Source organism: Terriglobia bacterium (genome assembly GCA_020072815.1).
Taxonomy (GTDB): Bacteria; Acidobacteriota; Terriglobia; order Terriglobales; family Acidobacteriaceae; genus Angelobacter.
The window spans coordinates 441280-461876 of the sequence record JAIQGE010000001.1 but is presented as its reverse complement, the minus strand read 5'-3'; the positions used below and the strand labels follow the sequence as shown (position 1 = coordinate 461876).

The 20597-nt window shown below is 59.0% G+C and carries 18 protein-coding genes; 9 read left to right on the top strand and 9 right to left on the bottom strand.

Going from position 1 to position 20597, the window contains the following annotated elements:
* Positions 1-43: 43 nt before the first annotated feature.
* The 3 genes from LAO20_01980 to LAO20_01970 all read left to right on the top strand — a co-directional run bounded on the left by LAO20_01980 (position 44) and on the right by LAO20_01970 (position 5583).
* Positions 44-982 carry a hypothetical protein gene (locus LAO20_01980; protein ID MBZ5530177.1) on the top strand — a complete coding sequence of 313 codons (939 nt, stop codon included), beginning with the start codon at positions 44-46 and terminating at the stop codon, positions 980-982.
* Positions 983-1009: 27 nt separating this feature from the next.
* Entirely contained in the window at positions 1010-4303 is a 3294-nt protein-coding gene (gene carB / locus LAO20_01975; protein ID MBZ5530176.1) for a carbamoyl-phosphate synthase large subunit, read from the top strand.
* Between the two features lie 164 nt (positions 4304-4467).
* Positions 4468-5583, top strand: a complete 1116-nt coding sequence (locus tag LAO20_01970) for a hypothetical protein (GenBank protein MBZ5530175.1) — start codon at positions 4468-4470, stop codon at positions 5581-5583.
* Positions 5584-5669: 86 nt separating this feature from the next.
* On the opposite strand, the gene LAO20_01965 is transcribed toward LAO20_01970, so the two are convergent.
* Entirely contained in the window at positions 5670-6077 is a 408-nt protein-coding gene (locus LAO20_01965) for a nuclear transport factor 2 family protein (protein ID MBZ5530174.1), read from the bottom strand.
* Positions 6078-6620: 543 nt separating this feature from the next.
* Here LAO20_01965 and LAO20_01960 point away from each other — a divergent pair.
* Positions 6621-7889, top strand: a complete 1269-nt coding sequence (locus tag LAO20_01960) for a nucleotide sugar dehydrogenase (protein MBZ5530173.1) — start codon at positions 6621-6623, stop codon at positions 7887-7889.
* A gap of 619 nt (positions 7890-8508) precedes the next feature.
* Here LAO20_01960 and LAO20_01955 read toward each other — a convergent pair.
* The 3 genes from LAO20_01955 to LAO20_01945 form a co-directional block, all read right to left on the bottom strand.
* Positions 8509-9246 (bottom strand): hypothetical protein, encoded by a 738-nt coding sequence (locus tag LAO20_01955; GenBank protein ID MBZ5530172.1) that lies wholly within the window; start codon positions 9244-9246, stop codon positions 8509-8511.
* A gap of 5 nt (positions 9247-9251) precedes the next feature.
* Positions 9252-9881 carry a phosphoribosylanthranilate isomerase gene (locus LAO20_01950; protein MBZ5530171.1) on the bottom strand — a complete coding sequence of 210 codons (630 nt, stop codon included), beginning with the start codon at positions 9879-9881 and terminating at the stop codon, positions 9252-9254.
* Between the two features lie 220 nt (positions 9882-10101).
* Entirely contained in the window at positions 10102-10860 is a 759-nt protein-coding gene (locus LAO20_01945) for a hypothetical protein (GenBank protein MBZ5530170.1), read from the bottom strand.
* A 419-nt stretch (positions 10861-11279) separates the two neighbouring features.
* Here LAO20_01945 and LAO20_01940 point away from each other — a divergent pair, with 419 nt between their 5' ends.
* Positions 11280-11942 carry a Crp/Fnr family transcriptional regulator gene (locus tag LAO20_01940; GenBank protein MBZ5530169.1) on the top strand — a complete coding sequence of 221 codons (663 nt, stop codon included), beginning with the start codon at positions 11280-11282 and terminating at the stop codon, positions 11940-11942.
* Positions 11943-11970: 28 nt separating this feature from the next.
* Here the strand turns inward: LAO20_01940 and LAO20_01935 are convergent, their stop codons facing one another.
* The 5 genes from LAO20_01935 to LAO20_01915 form a co-directional block, all read right to left on the bottom strand.
* Complete coding sequence (locus LAO20_01935; protein ID MBZ5530168.1) at positions 11971-12657, bottom strand: response regulator; 687 nt, start codon at positions 12655-12657, stop codon at positions 11971-11973.
* 268 nt (positions 12658-12925) lie between these two features.
* Positions 12926-13651 carry a Crp/Fnr family transcriptional regulator gene (locus LAO20_01930; GenBank protein ID MBZ5530167.1) on the bottom strand — a complete coding sequence of 242 codons (726 nt, stop codon included), beginning with the start codon at positions 13649-13651 and terminating at the stop codon, positions 12926-12928.
* Positions 13652-13883: 232 nt separating this feature from the next.
* On the bottom strand, positions 13884-14534 hold the full coding sequence (locus tag LAO20_01925; protein MBZ5530166.1) for a Crp/Fnr family transcriptional regulator: 651 nt from the start codon (positions 14532-14534) through the stop codon (positions 13884-13886).
* A 163-nt stretch (positions 14535-14697) separates the two neighbouring features.
* Entirely contained in the window at positions 14698-15537 is an 840-nt protein-coding gene (locus LAO20_01920; GenBank protein ID MBZ5530165.1) for a hypothetical protein, read from the bottom strand.
* A gap of 22 nt (positions 15538-15559) precedes the next feature.
* Positions 15560-15994 carry a hypothetical protein gene (locus LAO20_01915; protein ID MBZ5530164.1) on the bottom strand — a complete coding sequence of 145 codons (435 nt, stop codon included), beginning with the start codon at positions 15992-15994 and terminating at the stop codon, positions 15560-15562.
* A 161-nt stretch (positions 15995-16155) separates the two neighbouring features.
* On the opposite strand from LAO20_01915, the gene LAO20_01910 reads away from it, so the two are divergent.
* The 4 genes from LAO20_01910 (at position 16156) to LAO20_01895 (ending at position 20442) form a co-directional block, all read left to right on the top strand.
* On the top strand, positions 16156-17196 hold the full coding sequence (locus LAO20_01910; GenBank protein MBZ5530163.1) for a phage tail protein: 1041 nt from the start codon (positions 16156-16158) through the stop codon (positions 17194-17196).
* A gap of 175 nt (positions 17197-17371) precedes the next feature.
* A complete protein-coding gene (gene purS / locus LAO20_01905) occupies positions 17372-17617 on the top strand; it encodes a phosphoribosylformylglycinamidine synthase subunit PurS (GenBank protein ID MBZ5530162.1) in 246 nt (81 codons plus the stop codon).
* 271 nt (positions 17618-17888) lie between these two features.
* The gene (gene glmS, locus LAO20_01900; GenBank protein MBZ5530161.1) at positions 17889-19766 is read left to right on the top strand and encodes a glutamine--fructose-6-phosphate transaminase (isomerizing); all 1878 of its coding nucleotides are present in this window, start codon (positions 17889-17891) and stop codon (positions 19764-19766) included.
* Positions 19767-19911: 145 nt separating this feature from the next.
* Positions 19912-20442 carry a hypothetical protein gene (locus LAO20_01895; GenBank protein ID MBZ5530160.1) on the top strand — a complete coding sequence of 177 codons (531 nt, stop codon included), beginning with the start codon at positions 19912-19914 and terminating at the stop codon, positions 20440-20442.
* The last annotated feature ends 155 nt before the right edge of the window (positions 20443-20597 follow it).

Genomic DNA, 20597 nt, shown 5'->3' with positions numbered 1-20597 from the left:
CCACGGAGGCACGGAGGCACGGAGGAAGGCAAGCAATTCAAGTTTGCCCCAATGCTTACTTTGCGTATTTGACGCTGCGCGGATCATTCTTATCGTTGTCGTCTTCGGGGCGAATCCCGTACTCGCGCAAAAATCCCCGCAGGTCACGCTGGAAGGCACGCTGTATAGCGTGGACGCCGAAGCGCCTGTGCGCGCGGCGAGGATTCAAGTCCAGTTGCTGCCGTTGCTTGAGCCGCTGGAGAATTCCGCGCCGGGACGCTGCGCCAGCCTCAAGCGCAACCCTGAAGGCCCGATCTACAAACTCGTCACAGACTCCGCGGGCGGATTTGCCTTGAACCGCCTTGTGCCGGGGCAGTATTTCCTGGTAGTGACGTCGGCGACGGAGTCGTTCGATCTGATTTCCACCTGCCTGACCGTCACCGGACCAGAGGAAAGCAAATCATGCGGAAGCAAGACAAACGCACCGGCGAGCGAAAAGCAGAACGCTCCGCTCGTTCCGACCAAAGCATCAACACCGGCGACGCAGCTTCAGACGCGTCAACCACAGGCCATCCTTGTCCGCTACTCCAACCGCATGAAGTCATACCACGGGGACATTCTGGTGTCGCATCCGTGCGCGGAGCGGCGGGCGGACGTTTGCGATTCGCTGCATGAGACGCGTCCGCTGACGCTGGCCGCGCGTCAGATTCTCCTGCAGCGCGGCGGCGAGCCGATGGCCAAAGCCGTGGTGCGCGTGGCGCGCGCTTCGCAAAAAGAGGGCGCAACGGTTTCACTCACCGCTGACGCTCATGGAATCCTGGACGCCGGTCCGTTGTACTCGCTGGCGGAAGGCACGGGAAACGTCATCCTGCTGCTGATTTCCGTGGCAGGCGAATCGGCGAAAATTCTGGTGCAAGTTGCGGCCGAGCCCACAACCGCCAAGCAAACGTTGTCGCTTTTCCAGCGCAGAAAGTGCGGATGGGAAGCGGAGGTCATTAATTAAGGAAATGAAACTGAGGAAACCAGATTAATGCCACGCAGAGATGACATCGCAAAGATCCTGATCATCGGCTCCGGTCCGATTGTGATTGGCCAGTCGGCGGAGTTCGATTACTCCGGCACGCAGGCCTGCAAGGCGCTCAAGGCCGAAGGCTTTGAAGTGGTGCTGGCCAACTCCAACCCGGCCACCATCATGACCGACCCGGAGATGGCCGACCGCACGTACGTTGAGCCGCTGACCAGGACTTATCTGGAAGAGATCATCCGGCAAGAGGCTGATCTGCTGGCGCACTCCGGGGTTCCCGGCAAGTTTGCGCTGTTGCCCACCGTGGGCGGGCAGACGGCGTTGAACCTTGCGGTGGAGCTGGCGGACGCAGGCATTCTGGACAAATACGCTGTGGAGCTGATTGGCGCGCAGCTTCGCGCCATCAAGATGGCGGAAGACCGCCTGCTGTTCAAAGACGCGATGAACCGCATCGGGCTCGACGTGCCGAAGTCGGCGCTGATCACCAACCTGAAAGACGGCTTGGAGTTTTCCGCCAAGATCGGCTTCCCGGTGATCATCCGGCCGTCATTCACGCTGGGCGGCACCGGCGGCGGCATGGCGTACAACCGCGAAGAGCTGCTGGAAATCCTGGCGCGCGGTCTGGACCTTTCTCCGGTGCACGAAGTGCTGATCGAAGAATCAGTGCTGGGCTGGAAGGAATACGAGTTGGAGGTGATGCGCGACCTGGCCGACAACGTGATCATCATCTGCTCGATTGAGAATTTTGATCCCATGGGCGTGCACACCGGCGACTCCATCACGGTGGCTCCGGCGCAGACGCTCACTGATCGCGAATACCAGTTGATGCGCGACGCTTCCATCAAAGTGATCCGCGAGATCGGCGTGGAGACCGGGGGATCGAACATCCAGTTCGGCGTGAATCCCATCACGGGACGCATGGTGGTGATTGAGATGAACCCGCGCGTGTCGCGCTCGTCGGCGCTGGCGTCGAAAGCGACGGGGTTCCCCATCGCGAAAATTGCGGCCAAATTGGCCGTCGGCTACACGCTGGACGAAATTCCGAATGACATTACGCTGAAAACTCCGGCTTGCTTTGAGCCGACGATTGATTACGTCGTCGTGAAAATCCCCAAGTGGCAGTTTGAAAAATTCCCCGGCACGGACGAGTCGCTGGGGCCGCAGATGAAATCGGTAGGCGAAGCCATGGCCATGGGGCGGACGTTCAAAGAAGCCCTGATGAAAGGCGTGCGCTCGCTGGAGACCGGCAGGAAACCGGGGACGGAAAAAATTGAGCCGCGGATTCTTACGCAACGCCTGGTCACGCCGCATCCCGAGCGCCTCACCTACCTGCGCTACGCGCTGCGCCAGGGCATGAGCATCAAGGAACTCCACAAGCTCACGGGGATTGATCCGTGGTTCTTGCACCAGATGAAGGAGATCAGCGCGATGGACGCGGAGATTGCCGGGTACACGCTGGATACGCTGCCGCGGCAGGCGTTGCGCGAAGCCAAGCGCATGGGCGCGTCGGACGAGCGGCTGGCGCTCACGCTCAAGACCAACGCGGCCACGGTGCGGCGCATGCGCGAGCAGCAGCGCATCCGTCCGGTGTACAAGCAGGTGGACACCTGCGCGGCGGAGTTTGAGAGCTACACCCCGTATCTTTATTCGACGTACGAAGAAGAGGACGAGGCGCCGCCCACGCCGGAGAAGAAGATCATCATTCTGGGCAGCGGGCCCAACCGCATCGGGCAGGGGATTGAGTTCGACTACTGCTGCTGCCACGCGTCGTTCGCATTGCGCGATGATGGGTACGAGACCATCATGATCAACTGCAATCCGGAGACGGTCTCCACCGACTACGACACCAGCGACCGCCTGTACTTTGAGCCGCTCACGTTTGAAGACGTGCTGTCGGTTTACGAGCATGAGGCGCAGGGCGGCGCGCCGATTGGCGTGATCGTGCAGTTCGGCGGGCAGACGCCGCTGAACCTGGCGCTGCCGCTGAAAGCCGCGGGCGTGCCGATCATCGGCACGTCGCCGGAGTCCATTGATCTGGCGGAAGACCGCAAGCGCTTCGGCAAACTTCTGGAAGACCTGAACATCGCGCAGCCGCCGGGGGCCATCGTCACCAGCGTGGAAGAAGCGGTGGCGGGAGCGCAGAAAGTCGGCTATCCGGTGCTGGTGCGGCCGTCTTACGTGCTGGGCGGACGCGCCATGGTGATCGCCTACGACGACGAGAGCGTGATCCGCTACATGAAAGAAGCCGTGGAGTACTCGCAGGAGCGCCCGGTGCTGATTGACCACTTCCTGGAAGACGCAACCGAGGTGGATGTGGACGCGCTCTCCGACGGCGAGGACGTGGTGATCGGCGGGATCATGCAGCATATCGAAGAAGCCGGCATACACTCCGGTGATTCATCGTGCGTGCTGCCGTCGGTGGACCTGCCCGAGCGCGTGCTGTTCACGATTCGCGAGATCACGTACAAGCTGGCGCGCGCGCTCAAAGTGATTGGGCTGATGAACATTCAGTTCGCCATCCAGAATGAAAAAGTTTTTGTGATTGAAGTGAACCCGCGGGCGTCGCGCACGGTGCCGTATGTGTCGAAGGCCACCGGCGTGCCGCTGGCCAAGATTGCCGCGCGCCTCATGACCGGGCGCAAGCTACAAGAGTTCCTGCCGGACAACGCTGCCACTGGGCTGGACCTGGCCACGGGCGCGGGATACTTTGTGAAGTCGCCGGTGTTTCCGTGGAGCAAGTTCCCCGGCGTGGACACGGTGCTGGGGCCGGAGATGAAGTCCACGGGCGAGGTCATGGGATCAGCCGAGACGTTTGGCGAAGCCTTCGCTAAAGCGCAGCTTTCCGCCGGGCAGTCCTTGCCGACGAGCGGCACGGTGTTCATCAGTGTTACGGACCGCGACAAGGTCAAGTCCATTGAACTGGCGCGGCGCTTCGTTGACCTGGGCTTTAACCTGGTGGCCACGCACGGCACGGCTGACCGCTTGGAGAAAGCGGGCATCGCGGTGGAGCGTGTCTACAAGGTGAAAGAAGGCCGGCCCAACGTGGTGGATTGGATCAAGGGCGACCGCGTGCATCTCATCGTGAACACGCCGCACGGCCCCGACCCGTATTTTGACGAGAAGGCCATCCGTCGCGCGGCTGTGACCAATCGCATTCCCACGATTACCACGCTGGCGGCCGCGAAAGCTGCAGCAGAAGGCATTGCCGCGCTGCAGCGCAGCGAGATCAATGTGCGGTCGCTGCAGCAGTGGCATGGAAAGAGCAGCCAAAAGCATTCAGCAGTCAGCAAGAAGCGGTAGCTTTGCTCTTGTCGCTACGCACTGCGGTGCTGCGCTCCTGTTTGCAGCGACAGCCTCAGCAATTTCTTAACAAAACTCGTCTTGCGATATTTAACGTCGCGGCAGTAGCATGGTTAACATTCCCCCTAGGAATACCGTCTTCAACTGGTTCGAGGAGGCGTGAAATGCAAGCCATTCGCCGTTCTGCTGTACCTTCTTTCCTGGCAATTCTCTTCTTAATCCTGCTAGCGCTCAGCGCTGCCGTCTTTGCTCAAGGCGGGCCGCAGAAGGGGCTTCCTGTAAATCCGCCGCCGGCGAACTCGCTGGAGCTGGCCAACGGCGCCACGCACGTGGTGGAGACGCCGCAGGAGCGCGCCGAGATCGTTGAACTGGTGGAAAAGGCACGCCAGAATGCCGACCTGCACTCGCCGGGCAGCCCGGCCTTCACCTTGAAGGTCAGCTTCACCGCCAGCGGCAATGCGCAGGTCACCGGCGCCGGAGACATGGAAGAAACCTGGATGCAGCCATACGCCTTCCGCTGGAAGGTCCGCCTGGGGGACTATTCGCTCACGCGCATCTCGACCGGCGGAGGCGTGTATGACGACCCTGCTGCGGAATCGGTGCCCATGCGCGTGCACATGCTGCGCTCGGCGATCTTCTGGCCCATTGAATTTCAGTCGGCGCATACTCTGATTCGCACCGCCAAGGCCAACTGGCGAGGCAAGGATGTTACTTGCGTCCTGGCTTCCGGCGACATGAACGATCCCACGCCCACCCCGGGACGCCGCTGGGTGGAGAGCGAATACTGCGTGGATTCGAAAACCGGGTTGCTGCAGGTACTGTCTGAGGCGCCGGGCATTTACGTGGTGTACGACTACGCGAACGCGCTGAATTTTCACGGCCGTACGCTGCCGGGGCAGATCTCCATTGTGGAAGGAAACAGCTCGGTCCTTGAAGCCCGCCTGGAAAGCATCGTGGAAGCCGGCGGAAGCGGCCCGGAGGAGCTCATCGTGAACAAAGACATGATGGCCCATCGCCCCGGCCCGCTTCTGGGCGGGACCATGCGCTTTCCCCGCGTGGTGCCGGTTGCGCCGGGAGCGCAAGCGATACAGCCAGTGATTGTGCACGCGATTCTGGGCGAGCGCGGCCAGGTCATGGAAGCAGAGCTGCTCGATAGCTCGGCGGGAGAGCTGGGCGAGGCCGCTCTGCAGACGGTGACTACCTCCACCTTCCCGGTATTGCGGCCCAACGCGCATCGCCAGTATGAGGCGTTTGTGAATGTGAAATTTGTTTCGCAATAAATTCATGTCCCTTCGCTCCAAACCGCTTGTGTGCGTGGCGTCCTCCGCGTTTGGCTTTGCAATTCCGGGCAGCTCGAAAAGCATGTTCATGAATATTTCCGCATGATGGCCCGGATGGGTTCGTTATCCGCGTACACCTGCCATACGGCGATCTTGCCGTCTTTGACCACGGCACGCCAGGCGGCGGGAGTGGTCCAGAAGTTTTCCTTCTTCACCTGGCCGTCCTTTGAAAAAGTTCCCTGGGCGGAACCAAACATGGCCACCGTGTCGCCGTTGGCGAAGATTTCAGAATGCGCGATGGAGTAGTCTGGCACCATCTTGAAGTAGCCTTCCCACGCCTGGCGCAGCTTTCCGGCGCCGGCATTTTCCATGCGGTTGCCGAGCGAGTCTATGAATACCGAGTCAGGTGTGAGCAGCGCGCAGACAGCTGCGGCGTCGCGGGAGTTGATAAGCTGTTCGAATTTGAGGACGACATCAATCGGATTGTTTGGCATAAAGCGCTCCGAAGAGTTCTTTTTTGATGTAATACTACCGTTCCCGGGCGATTCCCTCTTGAGAAGGGTGCAACGCGCCAAGGTTCTTTGTCCTCAAGCAAGACAGGAACCGGCGGTCATGGTCAGCATGCCCTGCGCATTGTGCCCGGCCATTGCAATCGGCCGGATGGGGGGAACAAAGCTGACCGCTTGGTGCATGACCCCTGGCCGGATAGCCGAGTGCTCCTCCCGAACTGTGCAGCATTCATGGTGCAAACGCGGCCGCATGACGCGCGCAGTCGTCAAGCGAAGGTCTATTGGACTTGAGATACACGCGGAAGCGCACGACCGCGAAAATACTGCAAAATCAAAATGGTTTCGCCCCGGTTTCGTGGTAACGCGGATGGTCCCCGGAAGTACATGTCCTAATTCCATATTGCGGATGTCCTAATCAAAAGCTTCTAATCACACAGCCCATAAGTAAATCAATGAGTAGCAAGCTGGCGAGTCCCTCTTTTCCCCGAGTCGTCGCCGCCGACTACGCTTCTCCAGGAGCCATTGTTTATGCAGATTGGTGTGTACGGGTGCGGATATCTGGGCACAGTCGTGGCCTCATGTCTTGCAGATTTCGGGGTGCCAGTGACCGCGTACGGCAGCGATTCCATCAATACCACGTTGCTGGCCAGCGGCATTTTGCCTTTCCATGAAAAGAACTTGAGTGACATTGTGCGCCGCGGCGTGCGCTCCGGCCGGCTCATGTACTCCACCCACCTGCAGTCCATGGTGCAGCGCGCGGAAATCATTTATCTGGCGGAAGACGCCAACAAAGACATTGAAGCCATCTCCATGGAGATTGCCAACTATTGCGACCACGGCCAGATCCTGGTGCTGGTGACGCCCGTGCCCGTGGGCACAGCGCGCCGGATTGAAGAACGCCTGGCGGGATCGGGCCGGCAGATCGTAGTGGTATCGCATCCCATTTTCCTTTCCGAAGGCTGCGCCGTGGAAGATTTCAACTGGCCGGACCGCATCGTTCTGGGCACCAACTCCAACGCTGCGGTGACCGCGCTGAAAGCTCTGTATCGCCCGCTGGTCATGCGCGGCGTCCCGGTGATTGTGACCACGCATGAGACGGCGGAGCTGGTGCGCGAAGCCTCCACTGCGTTTCTGGCGACGAAGGTTTCTTTCATCAACGAGCTTTCCAGTCTGTGCGAACGCATCAACGCTGACGCCGTGGACCTTTCCCTGGCCCTGGGACTGGACAAGCGCATTGCTCCGCGCTGCATGCAGCCCGGCTCGCTGGGCGGCAGCTTCACTGAATCCGACATGGATTCCCTGGCCAGCCTCGCCGCCAGCTCGGGCGTGTCACTGAAGATCCTGACCGCCGCGCGCGAAGTCAACCAGGCCTTCTGCGGACGCATCATGCAGAAGATCAACAGCGCGCTGGAAACCGTGGCGGGCAAGCAAGTGGGCCTGCTGGGTCTGGCCTTCAAGCCCAACACCAATTCGGTGGCGCACTCCGGTTCCATCCATCTGGCGCGCGCGCTGATGGAAGGCGGCGCGCACCTGCGGGCTTACGATCCCATCGCCATGCCGGACGCGCAGCAGGAACTTACCGGCAACAACGTCCGCTATTGCGACTCCGCGTACTCGGTGGCCGAAGGCGTGGACGCGCTGGTAGTAGGCACCGGATGGCCGGAGTTCCGCACACTGGATTACGACCGCATTCGCCGCATCGTCCGCCGGCCCGTGGTGGTGGACACCAAGAACCTGCTGGACGGCGTGCGCATGAAAGCCCTGGGCTTCGAGTATCTCGGCGTCGGCCGCGCGTAAGCGAAGCGACAACAGGATTAGTTTTTGAGCCTCTGCGAATGCAGGGGCTTTTTCTTTGCGGATAGCCGGCGGCTTGTTGCCTTTCAATCGTCAATTTTTGGCAATTTCGGCGATTTTGGCAATCTCTTCCATCGCCTCCGGTCGCCATTTGGCGATTGCAAAACTCCACTCATTTTCCCTCCCTATCTTCGCCAACACCAGCGGGAAAGTAGTTCATCGCCCCAAAATCATCGGTCGCAGGCTCGAAAGTCCCAACGTAGAGACGTAGCACCGCTACGTCTCAAACTGCGTATGACGAGATACCCGAGGTCGCGCGAGCCGGGTCCCTGAGCGCGCTTTGCTCGTGTGGCACCGGGGTAGAGGTACTCTTTGCCAGTGTGCTCGGTGGAAGCCCGGCCCTTTACGTGCCGGGTGAGCGGAGCGAATGAGGGAAAGGAATGAAGAGAGAGCTCTTCCTTGCGCCGCGGGCCCGCGCGCAGCAAAGCGGAGCACGCAGCTTCATGATTGAGGATGCATTGAGTGGGCACCCTCGGCCTGCAGAGAGGGGCAGAATACGCGGGGAAGCCTGGAACACCCGGCAGGAATAGGTAGGCCACCCGGCCAGTGTGCCCTCCTGCCGTCACTTGGCAGCATTGTCAACAGTCGCAGACGGGGCACCGTTTGCGGCTTTCGCCAACGATCCAGAGATAAGCAGCAGCAGGTTTTTTTCGTAGGAAACAAGATTTTTGATCGCTGCCCGCCACAGCACACCGATCACCACGCAGCTAAACGCCAGGAGGGCGAGACCCAACAAGAAAAACACACAAGGGTACTGCCAGAGCTTGACGCAGAGCAGGAAGACAGCCGCCAATGCGCAGAGCAAGAGAGCGCAGGCGGAGTTGATATCAAATTCATACCAGCAGAAATAACTTTCCCATAGATAGTTCAGGTTGGCGAGCGTGACTGCCGGCAGGTAGTAATATTCCAGCGTCGGACGGTCGGGGCGGGCGAGCTGTCCCAAGGCGCGACCCGCTTGGCCAAAATACGCCGCGGAATCCTCCCAAAGACCCCGGGAGAGTTTCTCGCGCAGCTCGGCGTAGATCGTTCCGCGCAGTTCCGCGTCGCTGCGGGCACGCGCCCGGTGGTTCAAAGCCATCCATACAACGGTGTTTTGGAAGAACCCCAGGATCAGGCTGAACGGGATGAACGCGGCGGTGACTGGAGTGATCCAATCTTTGTGTAACTTGGCGATCAGGAATCCCGTACCGGGCTGCCACAGCGCCCATGCACCTTCTGCGAACAGCGCCAATGCCAGACCGAGGATGGCGCCAGGAAGAATCGTCTTGATGATTTTACCGAAGGAGAATGCGCTGAACATTCAGATCACCCTGCCGGTACGCCATGTGTCCCCGCGCCAGCCGTTGCCTTGGCCAAGCTGATGAAATCCTCGACCTTCTGCGGAGATTTCGACCCATCTGGAAACTCCAGACCGCTGTTGACATCTACGGCGAAAGGTTGGACCACCTTAATCGCCCTGGCCACGTTTTCTGGCTTGAGCCCTCCCGCCAGTATGACGGGTTTCTCGACGGCCTGTACGATCCGCGCGCTGATCGTCCAATCGTGGGTTTTTCCGGTCCCGCCGATGCGGGTGGCGGTGCGGGAGTCCAGCAAGACGGCATCAGCCTGCTGGGCCGCGGCCACGGCACGTGTCACTGCGCTTTCGTCCACAATGTTGACGGCTTTGATGATCCGCACATTGGGAGCCATTTGGCGTAGCTGCGGAATCTGCGCCAAAGCAAAATCGCCGTGCAGTTGCACGACGTTGCATCCGCTTTGCCCACACGCCCGAGCAACCCAGCCCAAGTCTACTTGGTGAGTGACCAGAACTGAGGAAACAAAAGGAGGAACCTCTGCAATGATGCGCTGCGCCGATTGCAGGTCGAGTTCGTCATCAGTGCGATAGCTCAGCCCGACCAGGAACCCCAGAGCGTCCACGCCCAAAGACACGGCCATGCGCGCCTCATCATGGTTTCGAATCCCGCAGATTTTGACTCGCATTGGCCGCATTCTCGGCTATTCTGCAAACACGAATATCATAACCCATTTTGTTGGTTCCAAAGCTATCGTTCCGAGCGGATGGCTTCATTTTGAGAGGACGTGCATTGGATACGAGCCCAGGGGTCCACCAAGCAAGAACCTTCCCGCTCGCTTGTTCGTCTCCTAAGATCTCTCCCTAGCCCGGTGGCCCGCCTGTCACACCGGGAACTGCGGGCACGAGAGGTGGAGCACCCATGTCGCGGGCCTCGCAATAAAACAATGTGACCATGATGTTCACCAGCGCCATCGCCACCTGCGTGATCAGGAACCAGACGCCCAAGGCTGAAAACATCGCGGCAGGCGAATCCGATTGTGCGGCCACCACACCGGCAACGTTGGAAGCAACCACTTGCCCCAAGATGACAAAAATGAGGAAGCACACATATACCGCCAGTACGCGGCCAAAGACCCGCTTGATGAGGGAGAACCCGCGCCGGATGGCGGCCAGAGGGCCAAGCTGGCCGTCAATTCCTGCCGGAACGATCAGCGCGCACGCGGTCGTAATCAGGAGTCCGGGAACCACGAAACACCAGCCTCCCAGGTAGGATGGAATTCCAATCATCGCGAAGTAGAGCACGGCGGTCGGAATGAACCGCAGCATGTCCAGCAGCACTTTTCCCAACGGTATGCGTACATCTTTTTGCTGTTCCAGAGCCATGCGGCAAACACCGCGCGCCGCCAAGTAAGAGGGCACAGTGGCCGATGCGATAAATGCCAGCACGATGAGCAGCCTCTCACCCCAGCCCATGGACTTCCACAGGGACACCGGGTCCCAGCTCTCATGAACAGCTGGCTTGAGGTGGATCATGCGCCCGATCAGGACCAGCAGGCCGATGGCTACCACATAGGGAAGGATAGCGACAACCGCATAGGCGGCAGGGCGTGCAGACAACATCGTGAAACTACGTTTGAAGACCGAGGGACGAGGTTCCATCGTGCGCCTCCCCAGGACAACCGAAAATCGGGCAGATCATACCACGGGCGTTTGTTGTTCTGGCAGCTTCTGGGGTTAAACAATCTCGGGCGACAAAATGCCACCTGCGGCGTAAGCGCGGCTATTGGCCGCAACCCCTTAACTGGGTTCTCCGCGCTAACTGTTCACTTTTATACAGCTTTCTGCTTAGGCCCCCATTTTTTGGGGGGGTGACCACCGTCACGGAATTTGTGCCCGGCTCTCTGCTAGCCTTGTCGTAATTCGGATACTAGAAACCAGCCGTGACAATTCGCAGTCAAGAACGGCGGGCAGCACGATGCTGAAAGTCTGCGGAGGTTTCCCCAGGCATTCCGCAAGGGAATCACAAAGGGGGAGCCGACATCAAGGTCCCACATAAAAAGCGGCCATCGTTTGATCCCAGAACCTTTCTTTCCAAAGCCGGCCTGGGCAGGACAATTGTTCATCTGCGCAAGACGCAGATCGTCTTTTCCCAGGGTGATGCGGCGGATTCTGTGTTTTATATCCAGAAGGGCCGGGTCAAGCTCACTGTGGTTTCCAGGAGTGGCAAAGAAGCCACCATCGCGTTGTTAGGCGCCGGGGATTTTGTAGGAGAGGCGTGCGTAGCTGCGGCTCAGCCCTTGCGCATGGCAACGGCTATCGCGCTTAGCGATGCCGTACTGCTCAAGGTTGATAAAGAAGCCATGATACGGGTGCTTCATCATCAAAACGCCCTTTCTGAGATTTTCGTCGCCTACCTGCTGGCCCGCAACGCCCGCATCCAGGAAGACCTGGTGGACCAGCTTTTTAGTTCCAGCGAAAAACGCCTGGCCCGGATTCTCCTGCTGCTCGCGCAATTCGGCAAGGAAGGCGCGCCGAATAAAGTGGTCCCCAAAATAAGCCAGGAAGTGCTGGCCGAAATGGTGGGCACAACCCGGACACGAGTCAATTTCTTCATGAATCGCTTCCGCAAGCTGGGGTTTGTTGAGTATAACGGCGAACTCCGGATCCATAGTTCGCTCCTGAACATCGTCCTGCACGACTAAGCACAAACGGGGGCGTTGCGCTTTCCGATCAGGCGGATGTAGAGGCGGTCCCATGCGGACCGGGTGCGCCGGCGGGTTTCGTGCTGAGTTGTCTCTCCGCTTCTGGCCGTGGCGACGCAGTGGCCAGCGAAAAATCAATGATGTATCTGACCGTGTTCGGACAGAAGAGGCAAGGAGTTTCCTGGATCTTCTGCAGGTCTTCGTGTGCCACGCTTAGCGGAAATGAGCGCAAGCACTCCGTGCAGGTCACCACCACGTAGGGTATTCCGTGTGAATCGTGCCCGTTCCGGGGTATCCAGACCGGAGCGGACTCTCTCTTGTGTTCCACGGTGCGCGCCGCAGAAGTCCCGATCAGTTCGGCCACGATATGCAAGAGCGCCTGTGGATTGCTTTGGCCCTTGTTGTAAAAAGCGTCGGCAATCACGCCGCCGGGTACGGCCTCCCCGGACTCATAAGCGCCACTCATAGCGATCACGGATATCTGGGGAAAGCGCCGGCGAACCACGGAAAGCAACTCAAAGCCCGACATTTGCGGCATATTGAGGTCGGAAATCAATATATCAGGGGCTTTCTTTTTCAACTGCAAAAGAGCGTCAAAGCCGTGTGTCGCACTCCGCACGTCATATCCTGACCGCCTCAGCAACAGAACCAGGCTGTCGCCGACGGCCTCGTCATCGTCCACTACAAGAACGTCATACCGGGAAGGGCTCGCCATTTGGGATGCACCCCTCCTATCTCCCTACCAGGGACCAGATTTTCCGATAAGCTGAGTATGACATTTAGTACCCACTATGGCTGTCTAAAATTGGACATACCATTGGACATGTACTACTGCGGCCTAAGTCCGTTAGATTTCTCTTAACACCCCTGCGCTGGTGCTTCAACAGCAGTCCAAGTTTGAACAAGGCTGGGTTTATCTGAATGGGAATGCAATGTATCTATGGGATGGAGGAGTGGGCCCCCGCCTTGATTCATCGGCCGCGTCAAACTGCGGCCACGCGTCGTATTGCTTCCCTATTGATAATGGTCCAGGTGTTGCCGTTCGTGGTGATCCATTTCATTTCCCGGAATTCTCCCAAGGCTCTGGACGTTGTTTCCCGCGTACTTCCAACGAACTGGCTTATCTCCTCGTGGGTCAGGGTGACTCGAATTCGTATTCCCACATCCCGATTCTGATTCGGCAGCGGGGATTCAGCCCACTGGAGAAGGAGTCGCGCGATCCGCTCTGGCACTGAGGCGGAAACACCCAGGCAGCGTATAGACGCGTAAGCCTCTTTGCAGTTGCGGCTTAGCTGGCCTGCAACCATTAGGGCCATCTGGCCGGAGGTTTTCAGTAAACGAAGAAAATGGGCTTTCCACACGAAATCAGCTTGCGTCGCTTCGAGAGTTTCAACCGTGGATTCATGGGCCGCACCGGTTAATACCGCTGAGAGACCCAGGATCGCGCCGGGGCCAACGATTCTCACGATCGCGGTTTTTCCTTTATCCGAAGCCACAGACTCTTTGGCCCGGCCCGTACGCAGAAGAAAAACCCCCGTTGCAGATTGCCCTTCCAGGAAGAAAATGCCGCCTTTGGGATAAAAGACAGGAAGAATTCCCGCTGCCAATTCGGCACTGTCTCGTTTGGCCAGCCCGGTCGATCTTTTGCTTTCAAAACAATCACCGTTCAACCAATTCCCACGCAGTTGCAGAGCGCCATTCGAATGCATGGAGCCTCCTTTCGGATGTCCCCTACACAAAAACCCTATCATGGGCCCCCGGAAACGACGTGCTCACTATTGAACACATCGGATTGAACACATCGGCCTTAGTTCTTAAAGACTGTCTCCGGAATTTCCAGCACGTCTTGGCGGAATAATGTGGATGAATTGGCAGGGGCTCTGGCCGGATGAGGCGCAGACGCGACGCAGGGAATTTAGTCAGGTCAAGCGACTGCTGGAGCTAGCGCGACTGCAGGACGTTCTTCAACGATTTGTATACTTCTATTCCGCCGTTGTAGTTGATGTATCCCCTCTTCCTGAATCGGTTCATGAAAAAATTGATGCGCGGACGGGTAGTGCCCACCATCTCCGCCAGGACCTGGTGACTTAGGTGGGGAAGCCCGGTGATGGCTGGACCTCGCCTGTCCAGATGGGCCAGCCGCAGCAGAACGCGAGCCAGCCGTTGTTCGGAAGAAGAAGTCAGCAATTCCGCCACATGGTCCTGATACGTCTTGACGCTGGAGAGCAGGTAAGACACGAAAGGATGCGTCACCTTGCTCTTCCGGCGAAGGATACGGGCCATGGATGCCTTCGTGATCTCCCGTATCGAACTGGCGGTGAGCGCAACGGCGGTAGAGACACGAAGAGGAAAGCCCGCCAGGCAAAGCTCCCCAAAAAAATCGCCCACTCCCAGAATGGCGGTGACCGCCGGCGGCTTATGTTTCGACCGGGTGGTAAGCCGCACCCCTCCTTCTTGAATGTAGAAGAGGGTGTAAGCGGGCGCGCCTTGGGAATAGATATTTTGTTTGCCCCGATAGAATGAGACCTTGCCGCCCATGCCGGCTCCCGCAGAACCAGCAACGTGTGACGGCTTCTTCTTCATGCGTTTCATAAGTCGCTCCGCTCCTCACGAACGCGCAATGTGCGTAAATTCGAAGACACAATCACCGTCACCAGTCTAGCAGGCCCTTCCGACGTGGAGTGTACAAAAAAAGACAAGTGATGCGATGCCTGTAGCGGTGCAGCCTCGTTCCGTGGCGTTGGGGTCCGCCTCGTTACGGCTTCAGCTTCTTCAGCTTGATCTCTCTCCACCTTGTCTTGTCCGGCAGAAACATGCTGCCCTCCAGGCGATCGCCCTGCAGCGCAAGATCAAGCACGCCGAACTCCCACTCGCAGTGGAGGAGTTTCTTCGCCGCATCATAGCTGCAGTCAATGGCGCCCATGTTGACCGGCTTGCCGTCCACGATCTTGTCCGCCTCCACTTGGAGCTTGCCGGACTTGTCTGCCCTGACGTGGTAGAGGGCTTCTTCGTCGTGGCAAGCGCTGGGCTTGACCAGGCAGAGCGACGTGCCGCGCCAGTCGCCCAGCGCGGCCCGGGTTGATGCAGAGTCAGCGCCGCCGGAACTGGCAACGGGCTTTGCGCCGCCCGAAAGCTTGGCCCGGATGGCCTCCAGCAGCGAGGCGGGCGCTTTCTCAAAAGAGACAACGGCCAGCAGGCTGTCTCCATGCTCAATCTCCTCCGGGTGGCCAGGGCTAGGACGGTCCGCCCCCCACAACAGGCCGCGAATGTAGACTTCCGCCCGTTGACGGCTAGCAGCATCGGCAAATTCAAAGTAGTAGATGGTGCCTTCCTGCCGTCCGCACCTCAGCGACTGTGCCTGCTTCCCCGCAAGCGGCGGCAGGGTCTGCCTATACGCCTCGTAGCGTTCAAATAGGATCTGGGTCTGGATATCCATAGGATAGCGGCCTTCGATCGCTCTGCATTCTGCAGGGATCTCCGCGTCGCTGAGTATCGCTGCGTCCAGCTTGTCGGTGGCCGCTGCGGAGCGAGGCAGAAGCATCGCGACCAGAAGGGAAATCGCGACCGCCGCAATCACAGACATTTTGAGTTTCATAGAGACTCCACAAGTGTCGGACTCATTGCCCGGCCTGCTTTCCGCGATATAAGAATCCGCCCAGCCAGCATTGCGGCAGGGAGAGCACAACCAACGCCACGGGATACCAATGCGGGCCGAGCGAAGGCACTTTGTTCCAGGTAACCACAGCGCCCACCGTGCCCAGCACCAGGCCCAGCGCGCCCAGCCACAGGGCGTGAGCCATCGGCCGGTTCGGCGCCAACCGCGCCGTGAGGTAGGCCCCGGCCACGCTGTAAATGGTGCGATAGGCCGTTGCCAGCAGGAAGAGCGAATCGGACATGGACTGGCCAAGCTGCGGGAAGATGCCGGCCGCATGCATCACCTTGTCGGTGCCGATGGAGAGGACCACTGTAACAATTATCCCGGCAAGCACGGCCACAATGCTTCGACCCACACTCGATGGACGGTCTGTGGTGTTCACAGCAGTCTCGTTCACAACTCGCTCCTTCGTTATTCCCTCACCGGAAGACGGTTTAGTCGGGGCGTTTTTCCAGCAGCCCCTTGCGAAGACCAGAATCCAAATTTTCCTTCTGGCCATTCATTGAACCAGAAACCAGGCTTTGTTGCTACAATCGCAATCCGTCAGAGGCATACACCATGAAAAAGCATACACGCCGCGAATTTCTGGGCAAGACCATTGTAGGAGCCATTGGCGCGGGCGCCGTCCTGAGCGGCCTGGACGCGGGCGCTCTGCTGGCCGAACAACTCACGGCTGATCGCCGCAGCTACGCGGCCGCGCGCTACGGCATCATGCTCGACGGAATCATGGCCGGGTGGTTGCACTCGGCGGAGGGCGGCCACGCCACCAGCGACCCCGTCGCGCAGAAGCCGGGCCCTGCCGGCATGCAGCGCAACCCCGGCGCAGTCGTCAGATACGAAGACATCACCCTGACTTGCGGCATGGGCATGTCGCGCGCATTTTACGAGTGGATCAAGGCCACGCTGGAGAAATCGCACATGCGCAAGGACGGCGCCATCCATTCTTGCGATTACGATGGCAACGTGAAATCCACGTTGGATTTTTTCCACGGGCTGATCACGGAAGTTGGCTTCCCAACGCTGGACGCCTCGTCCAAGGACGAAGCGCGAATGACCATCAAGATTTCACCGGAATCCACGCGCATGACCAAGGGCAGCGGCAAGCTCTCCGCCGGCGGCCCGGCGAATGCCGCGCAGAAGCGCTGGCTGCCCGCAAACTTCCGCCTGCAGATCCCCGCCCTGGACTGTTCGCACGTCAACCGCATTGAGGCCCTTACCATCAAACAGAAAGTAATCGAGAACCGCCCGGGCCAACCTAGGACGCCGGAACTCCGCATTCCGACAAAAGAACCACCGATAGTCGAGGTCCCCAACCTGGTGATTACCCTGCCGGAACAGCACGCGGCAGGGCTGCTGGCGTGGCAGAAGGAATCGGCCGGCCGCAGCGGCCACGACGCGAAGAACCAGAAGAGCGGCCAGCTCGAATACCTGAGTCACGATCTGCGCGAACCGCTGTTCACGCTCAACTTCCACGGTCTGGGCATCTTCAAAGTCACTCCGGACAAAACGGAGGCCCGCAACGAGAACATCCGCCGGGTGAAGGCCGAAATGTATTGCGAGGAAATCCGCTTCAGCTACGGGGCCGGGGCCTGGGCGTGAGAAGGGGCGCTTGTCCTCAAGATCAGGTTCTTATGCCGCACCCTAGGCGCTCTTCTTGTTTAATCTGACTTTCCCAGGCCGTAAAGGCCGGGGCTTCCACCGAAAATTGCCCGGATCATGCCCATCAGCGCTGATCAGCGGTAAGGTCTTGGGAGATTTATAATTCCAGCTAACCATGAAGGCCTACGTTACAGTCATGCTCAAGACCACCGTCCTGGACCCGCAGGGCAAGACCATTCACGGCGCGCTCAAAAAGATGGGATACCAGGGCGTGGGCGACGTCCGCCAGGGCAAGTTGTTTGAGCTCACCCTGAACGGCGGGCTGGACACGAACGCAGCCAAGGCGGAAGTGGAACGCATCGCCAAAGAAGTACTGACCAACCCGGTGATTGAAGAGTTTAGTTATAGGCTGGAAGAGTGACGGGAGATCGCCGGGATCGCGCGTGATCGCCGTGATCGCCGTCATCGCCGTGATCGGAAAAACCTTGCCGCTGATGAACGCAGATGACGCTGATCGGAAGCAAGCGTAGGCCGAGTCGACACGACCTCAGCGATCCTCTGTGACCTCTGTGGTTCGGTTGTTGATTTCTGTAGGCGAGTGCCGGAATCGCGGGAATAATCTGAGCATCCAATGTTTGTCTCCGGAAGCAGGGCAAGCCGCCAGGTAAAGCTGAGATCAAGCAGGTTTTCATATGTGTGGAATCGTAGGATACGTGGGCAAGAAGAGCGTTGTCCCGGTGATCATCGAAGGGCTGCGCAAGCTGGAATATCGCGGATATGATTCCGCCGGCATTGCCGTGGCAGGCAACGGCACGGGCGAGATGCAGGTGCGGCGCGCGGAAGGCAAGCTACGCAACCTGGAAGAAGTCATCCGCCTGAAGCCGCTGGACGGCACCTACGGCATTGGCCACACGCGCTGGGCCACACACGGGCGTCCCACGGAAGAGAACGCCCATCCGCATCGCGACTGCACCGGCAAAATCGTCGTGGTCCACAACGGGATCATCGAGAATTATCTTTCGCTCAAGAAAAAGCTCATCGAAGAAGGCCACAAGTTCCGTACCGAGACGGACACGGAAGTGATCGCGCACCTGGTAGAGAAGGCGTTCTTCGCCAAGTCCAACGGGCACCGTCCTAGTCTGGAAGAAGCGGTGCGCACAACAGTGAAGCAGTTGACCGGCGTGTTTGCTCTGGGCGTGCTGAGCGAAGAAGAGCCCGACAAGATTGTGGCGGCACGCAATGGGCCGCCGGCGGTGATTGGCTTGGGCAAGGACGAATACTTTGTGGCGTCTGACGTGCCGGCGCTGCTCAGCCACACGCGCGACCTCTTCTTCATGAATGACGGCGACGTGGCCATCGTGACCAGGTCCGGCGTGCAAGTTACTGACTTTGACGGCAAGCCGCTGAAGCCCCAGGTGCAGCACGTGACCTGGGACCCCATCATGGCGGAAAAAGGCGGCTACAAGCACTTTATGCTCAAGGAAATTTATGAGCAGCCGCGCGCTGTGCGGGACACCGTGCTGGGCCGCGTGTCGCAGGACACGGGTTTGGTCTTCCTGGAAGAAATGGACGTGACCGAAGCAGAGTTGCGCGCGGTGCAGAAGATCAACATCGCCGCCTGCGGCACCAGTTGGCATGCCGGGCTGGCGGGGAAATTCATGATCGAGCGCCTGGCGCGCATTCCCGTGGACGTGGATTACGCCAGCGAATGGCGCTATCGCGATCCCATTACCGGTCCCAAGGAAATCACCCTGCTGATTACCCAGTCGGGCGAGACGGCGGATACCATTGCCGCGCAGCGCGAGGCCAAAGCCAAGGGGTCCAAGACGCTGGCCATCTGCAACGTGGTGGGCGCCATGATCGCCCGCGAAGCTTCGGGCACGGTGTACACGCACGCCGGACCAGAGATTGGGGTGGCGTCCACCAAGGCGTTTACCGCGCAGTTGACCGCGCTGTTTCTGCTGGCGCTGCATTTGGGCGAAGTGCGCGGAGTGACCACGCCGGAACAAGGCAAGAAGTTAATTGACGAACTGCTGCGTATGCCGCAAAAGCTGGAAACCTTGCTGGCCAACTGCGGCGACGTGGAAGAACTGGCGCGGCGGTATTCCAAGTCACAAGACTTCTTGTTCCTGGGGCGCGGCATACACTATCCCATCGCGCTGGAAGGCGCGCTGAAGCTGAAAGAAATCTCCTACATCCACGCGGAAGGCTATCCCGCGGGCGAGATGAAGCATGGCCCGAACGCGCTGATTGATGAGAACCTGCCGGTGGTGGTGATCGCCACGGCCGACCCCAATGATCCGCTGTCGGTCCAGCGCTATGAGAAGACCATGTCCAACGTGAAGGAAGTCAAAGCCCGCGAAGGCCAGGTGATCGCCGTGGCCACCGAGGGCGACGAGGAGATCAAGGAGTCCGTGGACCACGTGCTGTACGTCCCGCAAGCGCCGGAGTTGCTGTTGCCCATCCTGGAGGTGGTGCCGCTGCAACTGCTGGCATACCACATTGCGGTGCGTCGCGGGTGTGACGTGGACCAGCCGCGCAACCTGGCTAAGTCTGTTACGGTGGAATAGTTTAGCGGTGGAACACCCAGGCATACCCAAAAGTCTTAATTGACCTAACCCTTGGTTATTCAAGCGCGGACAGCAGAACGACGGCCGCGAATTGGGCGAAATTTGGGAAAAAACTTAATGTTGCGAATATGGCCAAAGGGCTACAATGGCGACTGTGCCAAAGGACAATGTCCAGTTTGAGTCGTTTTGGACCCGACATGCCGGCTGGATTGCCGTGCTCATCGGCATTTTCGCGTTCGGGCTAGGCGTTCTCCAGGATGCATTTCTCAGCCAGGAAGGCTTTTCCCGCTGGAGCCTGATCATCATCAGCGACGTGATCACGGGAACTATCGCCGGGCTCTTGTTCTACCAGTTCGCCAGGAACGTGAAGAACCGGCATGAGCTGATGCGCGAACGGATGAGAACGATTGCGGAACTCAATCATCACATCCGCAATGCCCTGCAGGTCATCAAGTTTTGGGGTTCGCAGCACCAGAACTGCAGCCTTGACCCCATGCAACTGCAGCACATGAAGGAATCCGTGGACCGCATTGAATGGGCGCTGCGGGAAGTGCTGCCGCAATACCCCGAGCCCGCCGGAAGCGCCAGAAAACCGGTGATGATGGAAGACACGGGCGGTGGAAGCGTTGCCGGTGCGGCCCAACAGGGAGACGGCAAAGAAATCAAGTTGCAGTAAGTCCCGCCAGGGACACCGCTAACGGTTCTTCGCTCCGCATCTACTTCTTGACGCCATTTCTTCTCAGAAATGCCCGAATCGGCCTCTGGTAACCCCGCATCTAATCACTTGACAATAAGTCACTCAACTATAATAATGGTAGCGGCATTATATTT